Origin of the sequence: Mycobacterium sp. 1165196.3 (assembly GCF_001673415.1) — a bacterium.
In the GTDB taxonomy this organism is placed as follows: Bacteria; Actinomycetota; Actinomycetes; order Mycobacteriales; family Mycobacteriaceae; genus Mycobacterium; species Mycobacterium europaeum_A.
Genome location: NZ_LZLU01000191.1, coordinates 1 through 14671 on the forward strand (window position 1 = coordinate 1; position 14671 = coordinate 14671).

Consider the following 14671-nt stretch of genomic DNA (forward strand, 5'->3'; position numbering starts at 1 on the left):
AGCGCGAGATGCTGGCCCGCATCCAGGTGCCGTACCGGGTGATCGATGTCGCCGCGGGCGATCTCGGGTCGTCGGCCTCCACGCGGTAGACCTCGTCGGCGTGGGCGCCCAGGAACCCGGTGCCGGCCATCACCTCGGGGCGCACCAGCACCGGCGGGATCATCGGGATGAAGCCGTTCTCGACGGCCAGCCGCAACGCCAGCTGCAACAGGCCCAGCTGGAGCAGCGCACCCTTGCCGGTCAGGAAGTAGAACCGCGACCCGGACACTTTGGCCCCGCGCTGCATGTCGATCAGCCCGAGTGACTCACCGAGCTCCAGGTGGTCCTTCGGGTCGTCGATCGCCGCGGGCTCGCCGACCACGTCGAGCACGGCGAAGTCGTCCTCGCCGCCGGCGGGCACCCCGTCGATGACGACGTTGGAGATCGCCATGTGCGCCGCGGTGAACGCGGCCTCCGCGTCGGCCTGGGCGGCTTCGGCGGCCTTCACCTGCTCGGCCAGTTCCTTGGCGTGCGCCAGCTTGGCCGGGCGCTCCTCGGGAGAGGCCGCCCCGACGCTTTTGCTGGCGGACTTCTGTTCGGCCCGCAGCCCGTCGGCCGACGAGATCGCGGCCCGGCGGGCGGCGTCGGCGGTCAACAGCGCGTCTACCAGCGCCGGATCCTCCCCACGACTGAGCTGGGAGCGGCGCACGGCATCGGGGTCTTCCCGGAGCAGCTTCAGGTCGATCACGGCCCTGAGACTACTTTCACCGGTTCGGGGCGGCTGGCGGCGCATCCACCGCGCAAAGTCGCAGGACTCACATCCGTAACTTTTGTCACCGGTCTCAGGCGCTCCTGTCAGAATGGAGCGGATGTCGCAAGCGCCCGAGAAGGAACTTTCGGAAGCCCGGGAAACCCGGGCGGTCGAGTCGTCCGAACAGCAGCCGTCGGCCTTCGGTTGGCCGCGCAGCCTGCAGGCCCGGGCGACCCGGCGCGCGCTGCTGCTCACCGCGCTCGGCGGCCTGCTGATCGCGGGGCTGGTCACCGCGATCCCGGTCGGCGGTCCCGGATCGGGTCGGTTCCTCGACAGCAGCCCGGTGCGCAGCACCGGAACCAAGAGCGACGCCGCCTTCAACCGGGCCGCCACCGGCGAGTGCTTGATGTGGCCGGAGACAACCCCCGAGTCGGCGAGGATCGTCAACTGCGGTGACGAGCACAAGTTCGAAGTCGCCGAATCGATTGACATGCGGACGTTCCCGGGCTCCGAATACGGGCCCAACGCCGCACCCCCGACGCACGCGCGCATCCAGCAGATCACCCAGGAGCAGTGCGAGGCCGCCGTCCGCACCTACCTCGGCCCCAAGTTCGATCCGAACAGCAAGTTCACCGTCAGCCTGCTGTGGCCCGGCGACCGGGCCTGGCGCCAGAACGGCGACCGCCGGATGCTGTGCGGCCTGCAGCTGCCCGGGATGAACAACCAGCAGCAGGCCTTCAAGGGCAAGGTCGCCGACGTCGACCAGTCCAAGGTGTGGCCGGCCGGCACCTGTCTGGGCATCGACTCGGCGACCAACCAGCCGACCGACGCGCCCGTCGACTGCGCGGCGCCGCACGCCATGGAGGTCACCGGCACGGTCAACCTGGCCGAGAAGTTCCCCGGTGGCCTGCCGGCCGAGCCCGACCAGGACGGCTTCATCAAGGATTCGTGCACCAAGATGACCGACGCGTACCTGGCGCCGGTCAAGCTGCGCACCACCACCTTGACGCTGATCTACCCGACGGTGCCGCTGGCCAGTTGGACGGCGGGCAGCCGCGAGGTGGCCTGCAGCATCGGCGCGACGCTGGGCAACGGCGGCTGGGCCACCCTGCTGAACAGCGCCAAGGGCCAGCTGCTGATCAACGGTCAACCGCCGGTACCGCCGCCCGACATCCCCGAGGAGCGGCTCACCATGCCGCCGATCCCGCTTCAGGTCCCGGCTCAGCCGCCGTCCACCCAGTCCGGCGCCGGCACCGGCTCGGCCCCGGAGATCCCGCCGAACAACCAACACCTGCCCGGCCAGCAGCCCGCGCAGCAACCCCAGCAGCAGGCCCCGCAGCAGCAGGCCCCGCAACAGCAGGCGCCGCCGGCGGACAACGGCGCCCCGCCGGCCAACCCGGCACCCGAGGCACCGGCGCCCGCACCGCCACCACCGGCGAATCCCGCACCCGAGGCACCGCCCGCCGCGCCCCCGCCGGGAGGCTAGGCGGGTGTCCGTCCGGATGGATCCGCAACGCTTCGACGAACTGGTCTCCGACGCCCTCGACCTCATCCCGCCCGAGCTGGCGGCCGCCATGGACAACGTCGTCGTGCTGGTCGAAGACCGCCATCCCGACGACGCCGAACTGCTCGGCCTGTACGAGGGCGTGGCGTTGACCGAACGTGACTCCGACTATTCCGGATCCCTGCCGGATGCCATCACCATCTACCGGGACGCGCTGCTGGACGCCTGCGAATCCGAGGACGAGGTCGTCGAGGAGGTGGCCATCACGGTGATCCACGAAATCGCTCACCACTTCGGCATCGACGACGACCGGCTGCACGAGCTGGGCTGGGCCTGAGAATCTGGCGCGGCGCCGTTTCGCCGGGCGCGGCATCCCGATTTTGTCCGCGACGGGTGCTATGAACTGACCTATGAGCATTGACTGCCGCGACTGTCGGGCAGGCTTAGATCACTGTCACGGCACCATCATTCGCCACGCGCTGCACCGGTCGGAATGCACGGAGCCGGATTGCTTCAGTCCCGAGCTGTTGCCGCACGCCTTCGTGATCGACTGCGACGCCGTCGGGTGCGTGTGCACCGAAGTGATCGCCCTGGCCGTCTGACGGGTCAACCCATCGGGTCGGCGCTGGACCGCACCGCGTCCGCGACCGGCGTCGCCTCTTCCTCCGGGTAGAACGGCGGGGTCAGCGTCCCCCAACGCACGCAACTCCACCGCCCGTCGGTGATCGGGGTGAGGGCCACCGACTGGGCGTTGTCCAGGTGGTTGTCCAGCGCGAACTCGGCGTCGACGCCGGCCAGCACCGCGGCGGCCAGCCGGATCGCCGCGCCGTGGCTGACGACGACGATGTCGCCGTGGAAGTCGCGGTCGTCGAGGTAACGCAGGCGCAGGTCGGTGAGCACCGGGACGTAGCGGTCCAGCACGTCGTTGCCGGTCTCGCCGCCGGGAAGCGCCACGTCGAGCTCGCCGTGATGCCACCGCTCGTAGATCGCATTGAACTCGGCGACCGCGTCGTCGTCGTTGCGGTTTTCCAGCCGCCCGACCTGGACCTCGTGCACGCCGGCCACCTCGATCGGGGGCACGGCGACCTGGCCGCCGATTACCTCGGCCGTCTGCGAGGCCCGGGTGGCCACCGAATGCGCGAGCATCGCCGGGCGCCCCGCCCCGCGGGCGAATGCCCGCGCCTGGTCGCGGCCCAACGGGGTCAGCTCCGCACCCGGCGGGCGGGTGTCGAGCCGGCGCTCGACGTTTCCGAATGACTGGCCGTGGCGCACCAGGATCAACCGGCCGCTCACCGCCGCGCTCCCCCGGCGGACTCGTCGCGCTTGCCGTCCAGCAGCTGCTGCAGCCAGCGCGCGGCCTCCTCGGCGGAGGGCGGCAACGCCCCGGCCGGCGAGCCGGTGGGCCAGGAACCGAGATAACGCACATCAGCACAACGACGGTGCAGCGCTTTGAGTGCCTCGGCCACGGCGTCGTCGTCGATATGGCCGACGCAATCGGCGAAGAAGCGGTAGATGCCGAGACCCGTTCTGGTCGGCCGGGATTCGATGCGGGTGAGGTCGATGCCGCGGACGGCGAATTCGGCGAGCGCGGCCAGCAGCGCGCCAGGCGCGTTGTCGATGCGCAACACGACCGAGGTGCGGTCGGCTCCGGTGCGGGCCGGCGGTGGGCCCGGCCGCCCGACCAGAAGGAAGCGGGTCCGGGCGTTGGATTCGTCGACCACACCCTCGGCCAGGGTGCCCAGGCCCCAATGCGCGGCGGCCAACGGCGAGGTCACCGCGGCGTCGACGCGTCCCTCGGCGACCTGCTGGGCGGCGTCGGCGTTGGAGTACGCCGGCCGCAGCGCGGCGTCGGGCAGATTGGCGGCCACCCACTGGCGCACCTGGGCCGCCGCCACACCGAAGGCCGCCAGCGTCCGCACGTCCGTGGCGCTGCGGCCCGGTTTGACGACGATGCTGAAGGCGATGTCCAGCGTGGTCTCGGCGAACACCTGCAGGGGTGAGCCGATGGCCAGGCTGTCCAGGGTCGGTGTCACCGAGCCGTCGATCGAGTTCTCGATCGGGACGCAGGCGTAGTCGGCGGTGCCGTCGCGCACGGCGTCCAGCGCCGCGGAGGTGCTTTCGACGGGCGCGGGTTGCACCCCGGCTGGGCCTTCGTCGGGAATGAGTCCCGCCGCGCTGATCTGTCGCAGCGCCGCCTCGGTGAACGTCCCCTCCGGACCGAGGTATGCGATGCGGGCCACGTCCCAACCCTAGCGGCGCGCGGACCAGAAAAGTCTTGCGACGTCACCCCGGGTGAGTTAACTTAGGCTTACCTAATCAAAGGATGAGAATGGTGTTACCGCTGAGCTGCCCTGCCCCGACGACCGCCGAACGGATCCGCAGCGCCTGTGTCCGCGCCAGCGGCGCGCTGCTGGCCATCGAGCACGACGACCCGGTCCCCACCCCCCTGCACCACCTGATGGACGACGGATCGGTTGCGCTGGCGCTTCCCGTCGAGCGGGAACGGGAATTGGTGCGCCCCATCTCGGGGTCCCAGGCGCTGCTGGAGCTGACCGACTACGCGCCCCTACCGCTGCGCGAACCGGTCCGCTCGCTGGTGTGGGTGCGCGGTCGCCTCCAAGAGGTACACCCGACGGAGATCCTCGACATGCTCGATCTGATCGCCGCCGAGTGCCCGAATCCCGCCCTGCTCGGCATCGACACCCCACGCTGCAGGCCCGGCGGCGGCGACGAGCCGCGCTACACCCTGTTGCGGCTCGAGATCGCCTCGGTGGTCGTCACCGACGCCACCGGCGCCGAGCCGGTCAGTGTGGCCGACCTGCTGAACGCCCGCCCGGATCCGTTCTGCGCGCTCGAGTCAAGCCTGCTGTGGCACCTGGACACCGCCCACAGCGACGTCCTCGCGCGGCTGGTGTCCCGGCTGCCGGCGCCGCTGCGGCGCGGGCACGTCCGGCCCTTGGGCCTGGACCGCTACGGCGTCCGGTTCCGTGTCGAGGGCGACGATCGCGATCACGACGTCCGGCTGCCGTTCCATAAGCCGGTCGACGACATGACCGGCCTGAGCCAGGCGATCCGGGTGCTGATGGGCTGCCCCTTCATCAACGGGCTTCGGGCGCGCGGCTAGCCGAGCGCGCGGCGCACCGGCGCGACCGAGCGCCGGCCACGTACGTTTACTCGGGTGAACGGCGAGCGCGCACCCCAGCCTCGGCGCCCGCTTGGGCCGCCCGGGCCACCGCGCCCCGAGCCGCCGCAGGTGATCCACCGCCACGCCGGCCCGCCGCCGTCGCCGACGGCGGAGACCCAGCCGCTGAACCGGCCGAGGGCGCGTCCCGCCGCCGTGTCGGCGCCCGGGGCGTGGGCGCCGCCGCGACCTCAGGCCCCGCGCACGTCACCCAAGCGCCGCAAGCGCCGCTGGCTCCGCACGGGGCTGTCGATCCTGCTGGTGGGGGCACTGCTGCTCGGGGCGGGTGCCGTCGCCGGGGCCATCTGGTTCGACACCAAACTGCACCGCGAGGAGGTGCTGGCCGACTATCCGGACCGGCCCGCGGCCGGCCGGGGGACCAACTGGCTGGTCGTCGGATCGGACAGCCGCCAAGGCCTCACCGCCGAGCAGCAACAAGACCTGGCCACGGGCGGCGACATCGGTAACGGGCGTACCGACACGATCCTGCTGGTTCACGTGCCGAGCATCGGATCCGCAGCGCAGACGTCGATGGTGTCGATACCGCGCGACTCCTACGTGCCGATCCCGGGGCACGGCAAAGACAAGATCAATGCCGCGTTCGCGATGGGCGGTGCGCCGCTGCTGGTGCAGACGGTGGAGCAGGCCACCGGATTGCGCCTCGATCACTACGCGGAGATCGGGTTCGGCGGGTTCGCCGGCTTGGTGGACGCGCTGGGCGGGGTGACGGTGTGCCCGACGACGTCGCTCAACGACCCGTTGGCTGGCATCGACCTGCCCGCGGGTTGCCACACCCTCGACGGGCGCAACGCGCTGGGCTACGTCAGGTCCCGCGACACGCCCCGCGCCGACCTGGACCGGATGGTCAACCAGCGTCAGTTCGTGGCGGCGCTGCTGCATCGGGCCGGGAGCCCCGCGGTGTGGCTCAACCCGTGGCGCTGGTATTCGGTGCCGCGGGCGGCCGCCGACGCGCTGACCGTCGACCGCGGCGACCACGCCTGGGATCTGGCCCGGCTCGGCTGGGCGCTGCATGGGTCGACCACCACCATGACCGTGCCGATCGGCCAGTTCACCAGCGGTGACGCCGGCTCGGTGGTGGTGTGGAATCACGATGCGGCCAAGCGGTTGTTCCAGGCGCTGGCTTCCGATGCGCCGGTGCCTCCCGCCGCGGCGGACGAACCGCAATAGCGGCCGGGCTAGCCGCTGCCGTCGCCGGCGCGGTTGCCCTGCAACCACGCCTTGGTGCGACCGGGGTGGTGGGTGGCGAGCCAGGCCACCCCGACGTCGCGGCAGAAATCGATGTCCTGGTAATCGTCGACGTTCCAGCAGTAGACCGCCCTGCCCTGGGCGATGGCCCGGTCGGCGAGCTGGGGATACTCCTTCAGCGTCGACAGCGAAGGCCCAACGGCGGTGGCGCCGATAGCGGTGGGCGCGCCGCTGGTCAGGTAACGCCCGGTCTTGCCGAGCAGCACCGTGGGCAGCAGCGGGGCGGCCCGCCGGATCCGCCAGACCGCGGACGCCGAAAACGACATGACCACCGCACGGGACCTGTCAGCCGACGCGGGCGCGGCGATGCCGAACCGATGCAGCGACGCGAGCAGCTTGGTCTCGACCAACGACCCGTAGCGGACGGGGTGCTTGGTTTCGATGAACAGCTTCACCGGCCGATGCCAATCCAGCACCAGCGAGACCAGCGCGTCCAGCGTCAACAAGCTGGTGTCGCCGTGCGTGCCGTCCTCGCGCCAGCTGTCGTGCCACGCCCCGTACTCGAGCTCACGCAGTTCGGCGAGGGTCATGGTGCTGACCAACCCCGCGCCGGTCGAGGTCCGGTCCAGCCGGCGGTCGTGCACGCACACCAGGTGGCCGTCACGGGTCAGCCGCACATCGCATTCCACGCCGTCGGCGCCTTCTTTGAGCGCGAGGTCGTAGGCGGCCAGCGTGTGTTCGGGCCGCGCCGCCGAAGCGCCGCGGTGGGCGACGACATAAGGATGCCCGGCGAGCACCTCGTCGGCCCACGTCATACCCCTATGCTGCCGGTTCCTGCCCCTTCAACTCAACTGGGTCGGCCGACGCCGGCGCGGCGGGCCCGTCATCGGGAACCGCGACCCATCGATGCGCGGGACGTGCGACGGGTTTGCGCTGGAATCCCTCGAAGACGCGGGTCGCGGCGGCCAGCGTGGCGGCCGCCAACAGGTACGCGAAGACCATCAGCACGGTGTTGTTGGCGATGCCCTGGGCGTCGGTGGCGAAGCTGGTCGCGATGGCGGCGATGGACACGGCGTAGCTGCAAACCCACGCCACCCACCACTGCAGGATGGTGCCGCGCAGCCGGGCGTAGTGCTCCTCGAGCAGCGCCAGCTCGATCACGTACACCGGGGCCCACAGCAAATTGGCCAGCGGCACGACGCAACCGGCCCACAGCGCCCGCGTGGAGCGCGGCTCGGGCAGACCGTGATGGGCGAACACGGCGGCGCGGCGCGCGATCATCCAGCGGATCAGCAGCACGCCGGCGGCGATCACCGCCGCACCGGCGCCCACGCTGGCGAGCACGCCGAGCCAGTCGGCGCCGATGGCCACCCACGTGTGCAGCAAGGTGTTCCGGTTGATCACCAGCAGCACGTAGCGCACCACGTAGACCAGGGCGGCGATGCTGAGTACCAGCACGCCGACAAAGGACGCGGTGCGAACGATTTGCGCCGACGGCCCGGACGGCGCGGCCGCCTCGGCCGCCGCAGGCGCCTGCTCGACCCGGTCGGCCAAACCCCAGCGCGGGATCACGGTGTAACGCGGCGTGGGTCCGAGGGGACGGCGCCCGCGTCGCACCGGCGGCGCGGCACCGGGGCGCACCGCTATCCAGCGATAGCCGGGCGGTAGCCGCGGCGGCGTGCGCTGCCAGCCGGGCGACCTCGAAGGGCGGGCCGGAGCCGGGGCCCCCGGCGCACTCCAGCGCGGATCGGCAGCGGGGCTGTCCGGCGAGGGCGCCAGCAGGGCTCCGCGGCAGCGGGGACACCATTCGCGTTGCCGGTCACGCACGTTCCAGCGGGTGCCGCACTGGGAGCACACCTGGATCACCGGACCAGACTAACGCCGTCCCGGTGCGGGCCTCGGGACCGCCGGCCGCGGGCCCGCCCGGCGGCCGTCGCCGTCGGTCGCGGGGAGCGGGATCGGCAACCCGCGCGGCGCCGCCGACTATCCACAGTTTCCACAGGTTTATCCACATAGACCCACGGGGTATAGAAAGCATCGCTACAGCCTCTGGCGGCTGACCGTGGTGTGACTGTGGATAACACCCGGCGTCGCTGGCACGCCATAGACAGCCCGGAGCGGTCGTTGAGCGAAATGGATTGCCTCACTAAGCACCCGTGCGAGCAGCGCGTCCGGCCGAGGATCAACCCCGCGCCCGGAGCGGGCGTTGGAGCCCGGCCGCCTTCGCCAAGCCGCAGTTCAGCGCGATATTTCTTCAGCCCGCCACAAAGCGCTATGATCGCGTTCGCAAAAAGTGTTTGTGACTCACCTCACTGACGCGAGGTGACCGGGGGTGAAAGGCGATTGATGGCCACGCATTCGTTCGGTCCGGGTTCACCGGGCCCGTCGAAGTCGTACTGCGGCTCCCCGGCGTGGAATCACAGCTACAGCATCGCCGCGCTGCGCGCCGGGCTGATCGCCCTGGCATTGCTGGCCGTGCTCGCGGTCATCGTCTTGTTCTGAACTACCGCTCAGCGGGTATTCGCGTTCCGGCTCACAAGGGTCGTTCTTGCGGAGCGCGCGGTCATGGAGCAGGGTTGATAACGGCCGGCCGCCGCGAGGCGGCGCCGCGCGACTGAGCGTCAAGACGATAATCGAAGAAAGGAATGCCGTGGCTGAATACACCCTGCCCGACTTGGACTGGGACTATGCAGCGTTGGAACCGCACATCTCCGGGCAGATCAACGAGATCCACCACAGTAAGCACCACGCCACGTACGTCAAAGGCGTGAACGACGCTCTGTCCAAGCTCGAAGAGGCCCGCGCCAACGAGGACCACGCTGCGATCTTCCTGAACGAAAAGAATCTCGCCTTCCACCTGGGCGGCCACGTCAACCACTCGATCTGGTGGAAGAACCTGTCGCCGGACGGCGGCGACAAGCCGACCGGTGAACTGGCCGCCGCGATCGATGACGCCTTCGGATCCTTCGACCGCTTCCGCGCGCAGTTCAGCGCGGCCGCCAACGGGCTGCAGGGTTCGGGCTGGGCGGTCCTGGGCTACGACACCCTGGGCAGCCGGCTGCTGACCTTCCAGCTCTACGACCAGCAGGCCAACGTTCCGCTCGGCATCATCCCCTTGCTGCAGGTCGACATGTGGGAACACGCCTTCTACCTGCAGTACAAGAACGTCAAGGCGGACTACGTCAAGGCGTTCTGGAACGTCGTCAACTGGGCGGACGTGCAGAAGCGGTACGAGGCCGCGACGTCGAAAACCCAGGGCCTTATTTTCGGCTGACTTCATTTCGATCGGCGGGGGCGTCGCGCGTTGCGCGGCGCCCCAGTCGTTTGTCCGGCCCTCGCTCGACCGCGTGAGTAGGTCTGCGCCGCTGACCGTGTCGTGTTGCACGGCGCCTAAACCGCAGGCATGCTTAATTATTCGGACTTGCCAGTGTGGTTGTTCCAAGCGGAGTCATCGCGCGGAGGTCGAGATGGAAACTGGGTCGGACGGGCCGATCGGGGTGTCCCCGTTCCATTCTCGTGGTGCCTTGAAGGGGTTCGTGATCTCCGGGCGGTGGCCCGACTCGACCAAGGAATGGGCCCAGCTCCTCATGGTCGCCGTCAGAATCGCGTCGCTGCCCGGATTGCTCTCGACCACAACGGTGTTCGGTGCGCGCGAAGAACTTCCGGACGAACCCGAGCCCGGCACGGTTGGCCTGGTGCTGGCCGAGGGCACGGTGTTCGGTGAATCCGCCATCCAGCCAGGCTATTTCGCGGAGCATCAGCCGCCGGCTCTGCTCATGTTGCACCCGCCGTCGGAAACCACACCGTCACTGCCCGAATGCACCGGCGCGGCATCGGGATGCGTCTTGCTGCCGGGACTGCCCTATCTCGGACTCGAGCATCGTGCGGCCTGGGTGGAGGCCGAGGCCGACGGGACCATCACCTCGATGGTGAGCCGGGTCGGCGTCGACCCGATCAGCCACCCCGATACGGCGATACTGGCGATGCTGCTCGCCGCGTAACGAAAAGCCGGTTTGCGCCGCGCTTTCGCTGCCCGCGCGCGAACCGCGATTCGCCTTGCCCGACGCTGGCGTGACCGTCTGCACCCGCGCGGCCCGTTTCCGCAACCGCGGTCCCATATAACGCTGCGGCGCCGCAGAACCGTCGACGCAATCGGGGCGCTACCAAAGGTATCCGGCTAAGTTAACGACGCCTCGACCACCGGCGGCCGGGGCCGCCCGCCGGGCACGCGCGACCGTCGCGCAGGCGTTTTTCCCACTCGACAGCAAAGGATGGGCTAAATCGCCCCGGATTGTCGGCCCGTTGCGGAGCGATCGCCCAGCACGTTCCGGCATATTATCGCACCCGTCAGCGCGCGGTTCGCCCGCCACCTTGGAACGAACCTGCAATTCTGCGGATAACCTGTGAGTTCCAAGGATTTAGTGGACACCCCAGCGAATCAGTTAGACGCTCGTCAAGTGGGGAGTTGGCAAGCGTCAGCTATGCCGGTCGGGAATCCCTTGGGGTTTGCACCTGGTTACGGTCACCAAGCCTCGCTACCATGATCAGCAAATACACCTAGGTAATAGTTCACTTCTACAGCCCAGTGGAGGTCATATCAATGAGCACGACGTTCGCTGCTCGCCTGAATCGCCTGTTCGACACGGTGTATCCCCCGGGACGCGGGCCGCACACCTCCGCGGAAGTGATCGCGGCGCTCAAGGCGGAGGGCATAACGATGTCGGCTCCCTACCTCTCCCAGTTGCGTTCCGGCAACCGCACCAACCCGTCGACGGCGACCATGGCCGCTTTGGCCAATTTCTTCCGCATCAAGTCGGCGTACTTCACCGACGACGAGTACTACGAGAAGCTCGACAAGGAACTGTCGTGGTTGGCCACGACGCGCGACGACAATGTGCGCCGCATCGCGGTTCGCACGGCAGAGCTGTCCCCCGAGGCGCAGCGCGAGGTCATGGAGCGAGTCAACGAACTGCGCCGCGCCGAGCACTTAGACGCCTGACGTCCACGCCGGGCACCGGCCGTCGAGCCTGCCCTGGAGGGCTGCCGCCCGCCCATTCCGATTAGGGTTGGCTCAGCGGATCGCGCAACCGCGAGAGCGATAGACAACGATTGCCAGCGAGATCACCGGGAGGCGGCCGGGAATGGGCCTGTTCCGCAAGCGAAAGAGCCGCGCGACGCGTCGCGCCGAAGCCCGCGCGATCAGGGCCCGCGCGAAGCTCGAGGCCAAGCTGGCCGCGAAAAACGAGGTGCGCCGTGCTAAATCCGCTCAGCGGGCCGAGAGCAAGGCGCTGCGCGCGCAGATCAAGGCGCAACGGGACCGCGACCGCAACGCCCTGAAGGTCGCGGAGGCCGAACTCAAGGCCGTGCGGGAGGGCAAGATCTTCTCACCGACGCGGATCCGCCGGGTGCTGACGGTGTCCCGGTTGCTCGCGCCGATCCTCACGCCGCTCATCTACCGGGCGGCGGTCGCGGCCCGCGCGCTCATCGATCAGCGTCGCGCGGATCAACTCGGCATTCCGCTGGCGCAGATCGGCCAGTTCTCCGGTCACGGCGCCCAGCTGTCGGCCCGCATCGCGGGGGCGGAGAAGTCGCTGCGCACGGTGCAGGACAAGAAGCCCAAGGACGCCGAGACCAAGCAGTTCGTCTCCGCCATCGCCGAGCGGCTCAGCGACCTGTCGGCGGCGGTCACCGCCGCCGAGAACATGCCGGCCGCGCGCCGCCGGGCGGCCCACGCCGCGATCTCGACGCAGCTCGACGGGATCGAGGCGGATCTGATGGCCCGCCTCGGACTGAGCTGACCTCTCGCAGGAAAGGCGGCACTCCGGCATGCCCGTCCACCGCAGGTGGGTCTCACGCACGCTGACGGCGCTCGTTGCGGCGGCCGCCCTCTATCTCGGGTCGGCGGCCCAGCTGCCCGCCGCCTGGGCGCACGTGCACGCCAGCAGCGACAACGCGGTGCGCGGGGCCATGGCGATCGTCACGTTCCAGGTGCCCAACGAGTCGAACAACGGGGCGCTCACCACCGCGCTGACCGTCACCCTTCCCAACGTGCCGTCGGCGCGCACCGAAAGCCAGCCGGGCTGGACGGCCCGGCTCGACCGCGACGCCGCGTCGGGCACCGTGCGCTCGGTGACGTGGACCGCCGCCCTCACCGGCGGCATCGGGCCAGATCAATTCGCCCTGTTCCGGCTGTCGGTCAAGCTGCCCGACGCCGACACCGTCAGCTTCCCCGCCGCGCAGAGCTACTCCGACGGAACCGTCGTGAAGTGGGATCAGCCGCCGCTGCCGGACGGGAGCGAGCCGGAGCACCCGGTACCCACGCTCACCCTCGCCACCGGACCGGCGGCACCGCATCAACACCACGGCTCCCCCGGCCCCCCGCCGACCGGGCCCACTGTCGCCGATAACACCGCCCGGCTGCTGGGCGGCGCCGCTCTGGTGGTCGCCGCCGCGGGCATCGCGATGGCACTGATCCGCCGGCGGGCATGAAGCGCCTGGCGGTAGGCGCGTGCGTCGGCGTCATGTTCCTGATCGCCACGTTGACCGCGCCGGCCGCGTCGGCCCACGCCACCCGCTTGGCCACCGATCCCGCAGCCGATGCAGCGCTGGCGACGGGCCCGCAGCGGGTGAGCGCCACGTTCAACGAGCAGTTGCAAACCACGTTCGCCGCCATGACGGTGGTCGGGCCCGACGGCAACGTGTGGTCCACGGGAGAGCCCACGGTGCAGGGCGCGGTGGTCGGCATCGCCCTGCGGCCACTCGGGCCGGCCGGAACGTACGCGGTGAACTACCGCGTCACCTCCGCCGATGGCCACGTGGTGTCCGGATCATGGTCGTTTCGGCTCACGGTGCCCGGCACCGGCACGCCCGGTCCCCCCGCGGCGGCCCCGGCGGGCGGCGGTACCGTCCCGGTCTGGCCGTTCGTGGCCGTCGCAGTGGCGCTCGTCGCCGGCGGCGCCTGGTGGGCGGCGCGCGGCAGGCGCTGAGTACGGCCAGCGAGGCGCCCCGACGCGTCCTGGCATGATGGGACCTTGAACCCGGTGAGCCAGGGGAACGACGACAGAGGAAGCTCAAGGAGCGGCCGCATGGCAGACCCGCAGGACCCAACCAACAGCGCACCTGACGGCGCCGGCATCCCGCCGGCGAAGACACCGCCCGCCAAGGCGGTGAAGAAGACCGCGAAAGCGCCCGCCAAGAAGGCCCCTGCGAAGAAGGCGCCCGCCAAGAAAGCGCCGGCCAAAAAAGCACCCGCCAAGAAGGTGCCGGCCAAGAGCGCCGAACCGGCGCCCCTAAAGCCACCCGAACGCCCGGCCGAGCAGCCGCTCGACGTCGCGCAGCGGGCCGAAAGCAACGGCGACCTCACGGCCGCCGCCAAAGATGCTGCCGCGCAGGCGAAGTCCACCGTGGAGGCCGCCAACAATCCCGTCGCTCCCGCGATCGCCGGTCCTGCGGCGGGTCAGTCCCCGGTGCCCCTGATCGTTGCCCTGGCCGTCAGCCTGCTGGCCATCCTGCTCATTCGCCAGCTGCGTCGCCGCTGAGCGGCGGACGTCTAACGTGTCAGAAGTGACGGTGTCATTCCGGCCGACGGCCGACCTCGTAGACAGCATCGGTCCCGACGTACGCAGCTGCGACGTGCAATTCCGCCAGTTGGGCGGCCGGACCGAATTCGCCGGCCCGATCAGCACCGTGCGGTGTTTTCAGGACAACGCGCTGCTGAAATCGATCCTCTCGGAGCCCGGCGGCGGCGGGGTTCTGGTCATCGACGGCCACGGTTCCCTGCACACCGCTCTGGTCGGCGACGTCATCGCCGAGTTGGCCCGTACCAACGGGTGGGCCGGGCTGATCGTCAACGGCGCCGTGCGCGACTCGGCCACGCTGCGGGGCATAGACATCGGCATCAAGGCGTTGGGTACCAATCCCCGCAAGAGCACCAAGACCGGTGCCGGCGAGCGCGACGTCGACGTCACGCTGGGCGGGGTGACGTTCACCCCGGGCGAGATCGCCTACAGCGACGACGACGGAATCGTCGTCGTCGCCGCAGACTGATGCG

The 14671-nt window shown here is 70.0% G+C and carries 17 protein-coding genes and 2 pseudogenes; 14 read left to right on the plus strand and 5 right to left on the minus strand.

The features are described from left to right. A pseudogene (locus A5659_RS19810) lies at positions 1-727 on the minus strand (serine--tRNA ligase); the annotation flags it as partial. A 112-nt stretch (positions 728-839) separates the two neighbouring features. Here A5659_RS19810 and A5659_RS19815 point away from each other — a divergent pair. From A5659_RS19815 to A5659_RS19825, 3 genes and pseudogenes are all read left to right on the plus strand, one after another. Then, positions 840-2216, plus strand: a complete 1377-nt coding sequence (locus A5659_RS19815; protein WP_067183643.1) for a septum formation family protein — start codon at positions 840-842, stop codon at positions 2214-2216. Between the two features lie 4 nt (positions 2217-2220). Next, positions 2221-2641 (plus strand): annotated as a pseudogene (locus A5659_RS19820) (metallopeptidase family protein). A 3-nt stretch (positions 2642-2644) separates the two neighbouring features. Continuing rightward, the gene (locus A5659_RS19825) at positions 2645-2836 is read left to right on the plus strand and encodes a hypothetical protein (RefSeq protein WP_066871612.1); all 192 of its coding nucleotides are present in this window, start codon (positions 2645-2647) and stop codon (positions 2834-2836) included. A 4-nt stretch (positions 2837-2840) separates the two neighbouring features. Here A5659_RS19825 and A5659_RS19830 read toward each other — a convergent pair whose 3' ends face one another. Continuing rightward, positions 2841-3527 (minus strand): histidine phosphatase family protein, encoded by a 687-nt coding sequence (locus A5659_RS19830; protein WP_066871615.1) that lies wholly within the window; start codon positions 3525-3527, stop codon positions 2841-2843. Continuing rightward, the gene (gene pheA, locus A5659_RS19835; RefSeq protein ID WP_066880221.1) at positions 3524-4474 is read right to left on the minus strand and encodes a prephenate dehydratase; all 951 of its coding nucleotides are present in this window, start codon (positions 4472-4474) and stop codon (positions 3524-3526) included. The genes A5659_RS19830 and pheA overlap by 4 nt, the downstream gene beginning before the upstream one ends. An 89-nt stretch (positions 4475-4563) precedes the next feature. On the opposite strand from pheA, the gene A5659_RS19840 reads away from it, so the two are divergent. Beyond that, positions 4564-5358 (plus strand): DUF2470 domain-containing protein, encoded by a 795-nt coding sequence (locus A5659_RS19840; RefSeq protein ID WP_067183646.1) that lies wholly within the window; start codon positions 4564-4566, stop codon positions 5356-5358. A gap of 54 nt (positions 5359-5412) precedes the next feature. Continuing rightward, entirely contained in the window at positions 5413-6603 is a 1191-nt protein-coding gene (locus A5659_RS19845; protein WP_067183651.1) for an LCP family protein, read from the plus strand. A gap of 8 nt (positions 6604-6611) precedes the next feature. Here the strand turns inward: A5659_RS19845 and A5659_RS19850 are convergent, their stop codons facing one another. Then, positions 6612-7436: a glycerophosphodiester phosphodiesterase gene (locus tag A5659_RS19850; RefSeq protein WP_066863802.1), complete on the minus strand. Its 825-nt coding sequence runs from the start codon at positions 7434-7436 to the stop codon at positions 6612-6614. Between the two features lie 4 nt (positions 7437-7440). Next, the gene (locus tag A5659_RS19855) at positions 7441-8487 is read right to left on the minus strand and encodes a DUF4328 domain-containing protein (RefSeq protein ID WP_156749286.1); all 1047 of its coding nucleotides are present in this window, start codon (positions 8485-8487) and stop codon (positions 7441-7443) included. 480 nt (positions 8488-8967) lie between these two features. Here A5659_RS19855 and A5659_RS28255 point away from each other — a divergent pair, with 480 nt between their 5' ends. The 9 genes from A5659_RS28255 (at position 8968) to rraA (ending at position 14667) form a co-directional block, all read left to right on the plus strand. Beyond that, positions 8968-9123: a hypothetical protein gene (locus tag A5659_RS28255; protein WP_165827960.1), complete on the plus strand. Its 156-nt coding sequence runs from the start codon at positions 8968-8970 to the stop codon at positions 9121-9123. A gap of 148 nt (positions 9124-9271) precedes the next feature. Then, positions 9272-9895 carry a superoxide dismutase gene (locus A5659_RS19860; RefSeq protein ID WP_066863798.1) on the plus strand — a complete coding sequence of 208 codons (624 nt, stop codon included), beginning with the start codon at positions 9272-9274 and terminating at the stop codon, positions 9893-9895. Between the two features lie 193 nt (positions 9896-10088). Beyond that, positions 10089-10622, plus strand: a complete 534-nt coding sequence (locus A5659_RS19865) for a peptidase (RefSeq protein ID WP_066863795.1) — start codon at positions 10089-10091, stop codon at positions 10620-10622. A 599-nt stretch (positions 10623-11221) separates the two neighbouring features. Beyond that, positions 11222-11620 carry a hypothetical protein gene (locus A5659_RS19870; protein WP_007771864.1) on the plus strand — a complete coding sequence of 133 codons (399 nt, stop codon included), beginning with the start codon at positions 11222-11224 and terminating at the stop codon, positions 11618-11620. A 142-nt stretch (positions 11621-11762) separates the two neighbouring features. Next, positions 11763-12419 (plus strand): DUF6474 family protein, encoded by a 657-nt coding sequence (locus A5659_RS19875; RefSeq protein ID WP_066881719.1) that lies wholly within the window; start codon positions 11763-11765, stop codon positions 12417-12419. 28 nt (positions 12420-12447) lie between these two features. Further along, positions 12448-13110, plus strand: a complete 663-nt coding sequence (locus tag A5659_RS19880) for a YcnI family protein (RefSeq protein ID WP_067024005.1) — start codon at positions 12448-12450, stop codon at positions 13108-13110. After that, positions 13107-13607: a copper resistance CopC family protein gene (locus A5659_RS19885; RefSeq protein WP_066863787.1), complete on the plus strand. Its 501-nt coding sequence runs from the start codon at positions 13107-13109 to the stop codon at positions 13605-13607. The genes A5659_RS19880 and A5659_RS19885 overlap by 4 nt, the downstream gene beginning before the upstream one ends. A 99-nt stretch (positions 13608-13706) precedes the next feature. Further along, positions 13707-14159, plus strand: coding sequence for a nucleoid-structuring protein H-NS (locus A5659_RS28890; RefSeq protein WP_067183655.1), 453 nt, complete (start codon positions 13707-13709; stop codon positions 14157-14159). A 25-nt stretch (positions 14160-14184) separates the two neighbouring features. Continuing rightward, entirely contained in the window at positions 14185-14667 is a 483-nt protein-coding gene (rraA, locus tag A5659_RS19895; RefSeq protein WP_067183661.1) for a ribonuclease E activity regulator RraA, read from the plus strand. Positions 14668-14671 lie beyond the last annotated feature (4 nt).

Excerpts from the sequence above, each read along its gene's own strand:
- A5659_RS19815 (WP_067183643.1), top strand. The coding sequence starts at position 840 with ATGGAGCGGATGTCGCAAGCGCCCGAGAAGGAACTTTCGGAAGCCCGG.
- A5659_RS19825 (WP_066871612.1), top strand. The coding sequence starts at position 2,645 with ATGAGCATTGACTGCCGCGACTGTCGGGCAGGCTTAGATCACTGTCAC.
- A5659_RS19840 (WP_067183646.1), top strand. The coding sequence starts at position 4,564 with ATGGTGTTACCGCTGAGCTGCCCTGCCCCGACGACCGCCGAACGGATC.
- A5659_RS19850 (WP_066863802.1), bottom strand. The coding sequence starts at position 7,436 with ATGACGTGGGCCGACGAGGTGCTCGCCGGGCATCCTTATGTCGTCGCC.
- A5659_RS28255 (WP_165827960.1), top strand. The coding sequence starts at position 8,968 with ATGGCCACGCATTCGTTCGGTCCGGGTTCACCGGGCCCGTCGAAGTCG.
- A5659_RS19865 (WP_066863795.1), top strand. The coding sequence starts at position 10,089 with ATGGAAACTGGGTCGGACGGGCCGATCGGGGTGTCCCCGTTCCATTCT.
- A5659_RS19870 (WP_007771864.1), top strand. The coding sequence starts at position 11,222 with ATGAGCACGACGTTCGCTGCTCGCCTGAATCGCCTGTTCGACACGGTG.
- A5659_RS19875 (WP_066881719.1), top strand. The coding sequence starts at position 11,763 with ATGGGCCTGTTCCGCAAGCGAAAGAGCCGCGCGACGCGTCGCGCCGAA.
- A5659_RS19880 (WP_067024005.1), top strand. The coding sequence starts at position 12,448 with ATGCCCGTCCACCGCAGGTGGGTCTCACGCACGCTGACGGCGCTCGTT.
- A5659_RS19885 (WP_066863787.1), top strand. The coding sequence starts at position 13,107 with ATGAAGCGCCTGGCGGTAGGCGCGTGCGTCGGCGTCATGTTCCTGATC.
- A5659_RS28890 (WP_067183655.1), top strand. The coding sequence starts at position 13,707 with ATGGCAGACCCGCAGGACCCAACCAACAGCGCACCTGACGGCGCCGGC.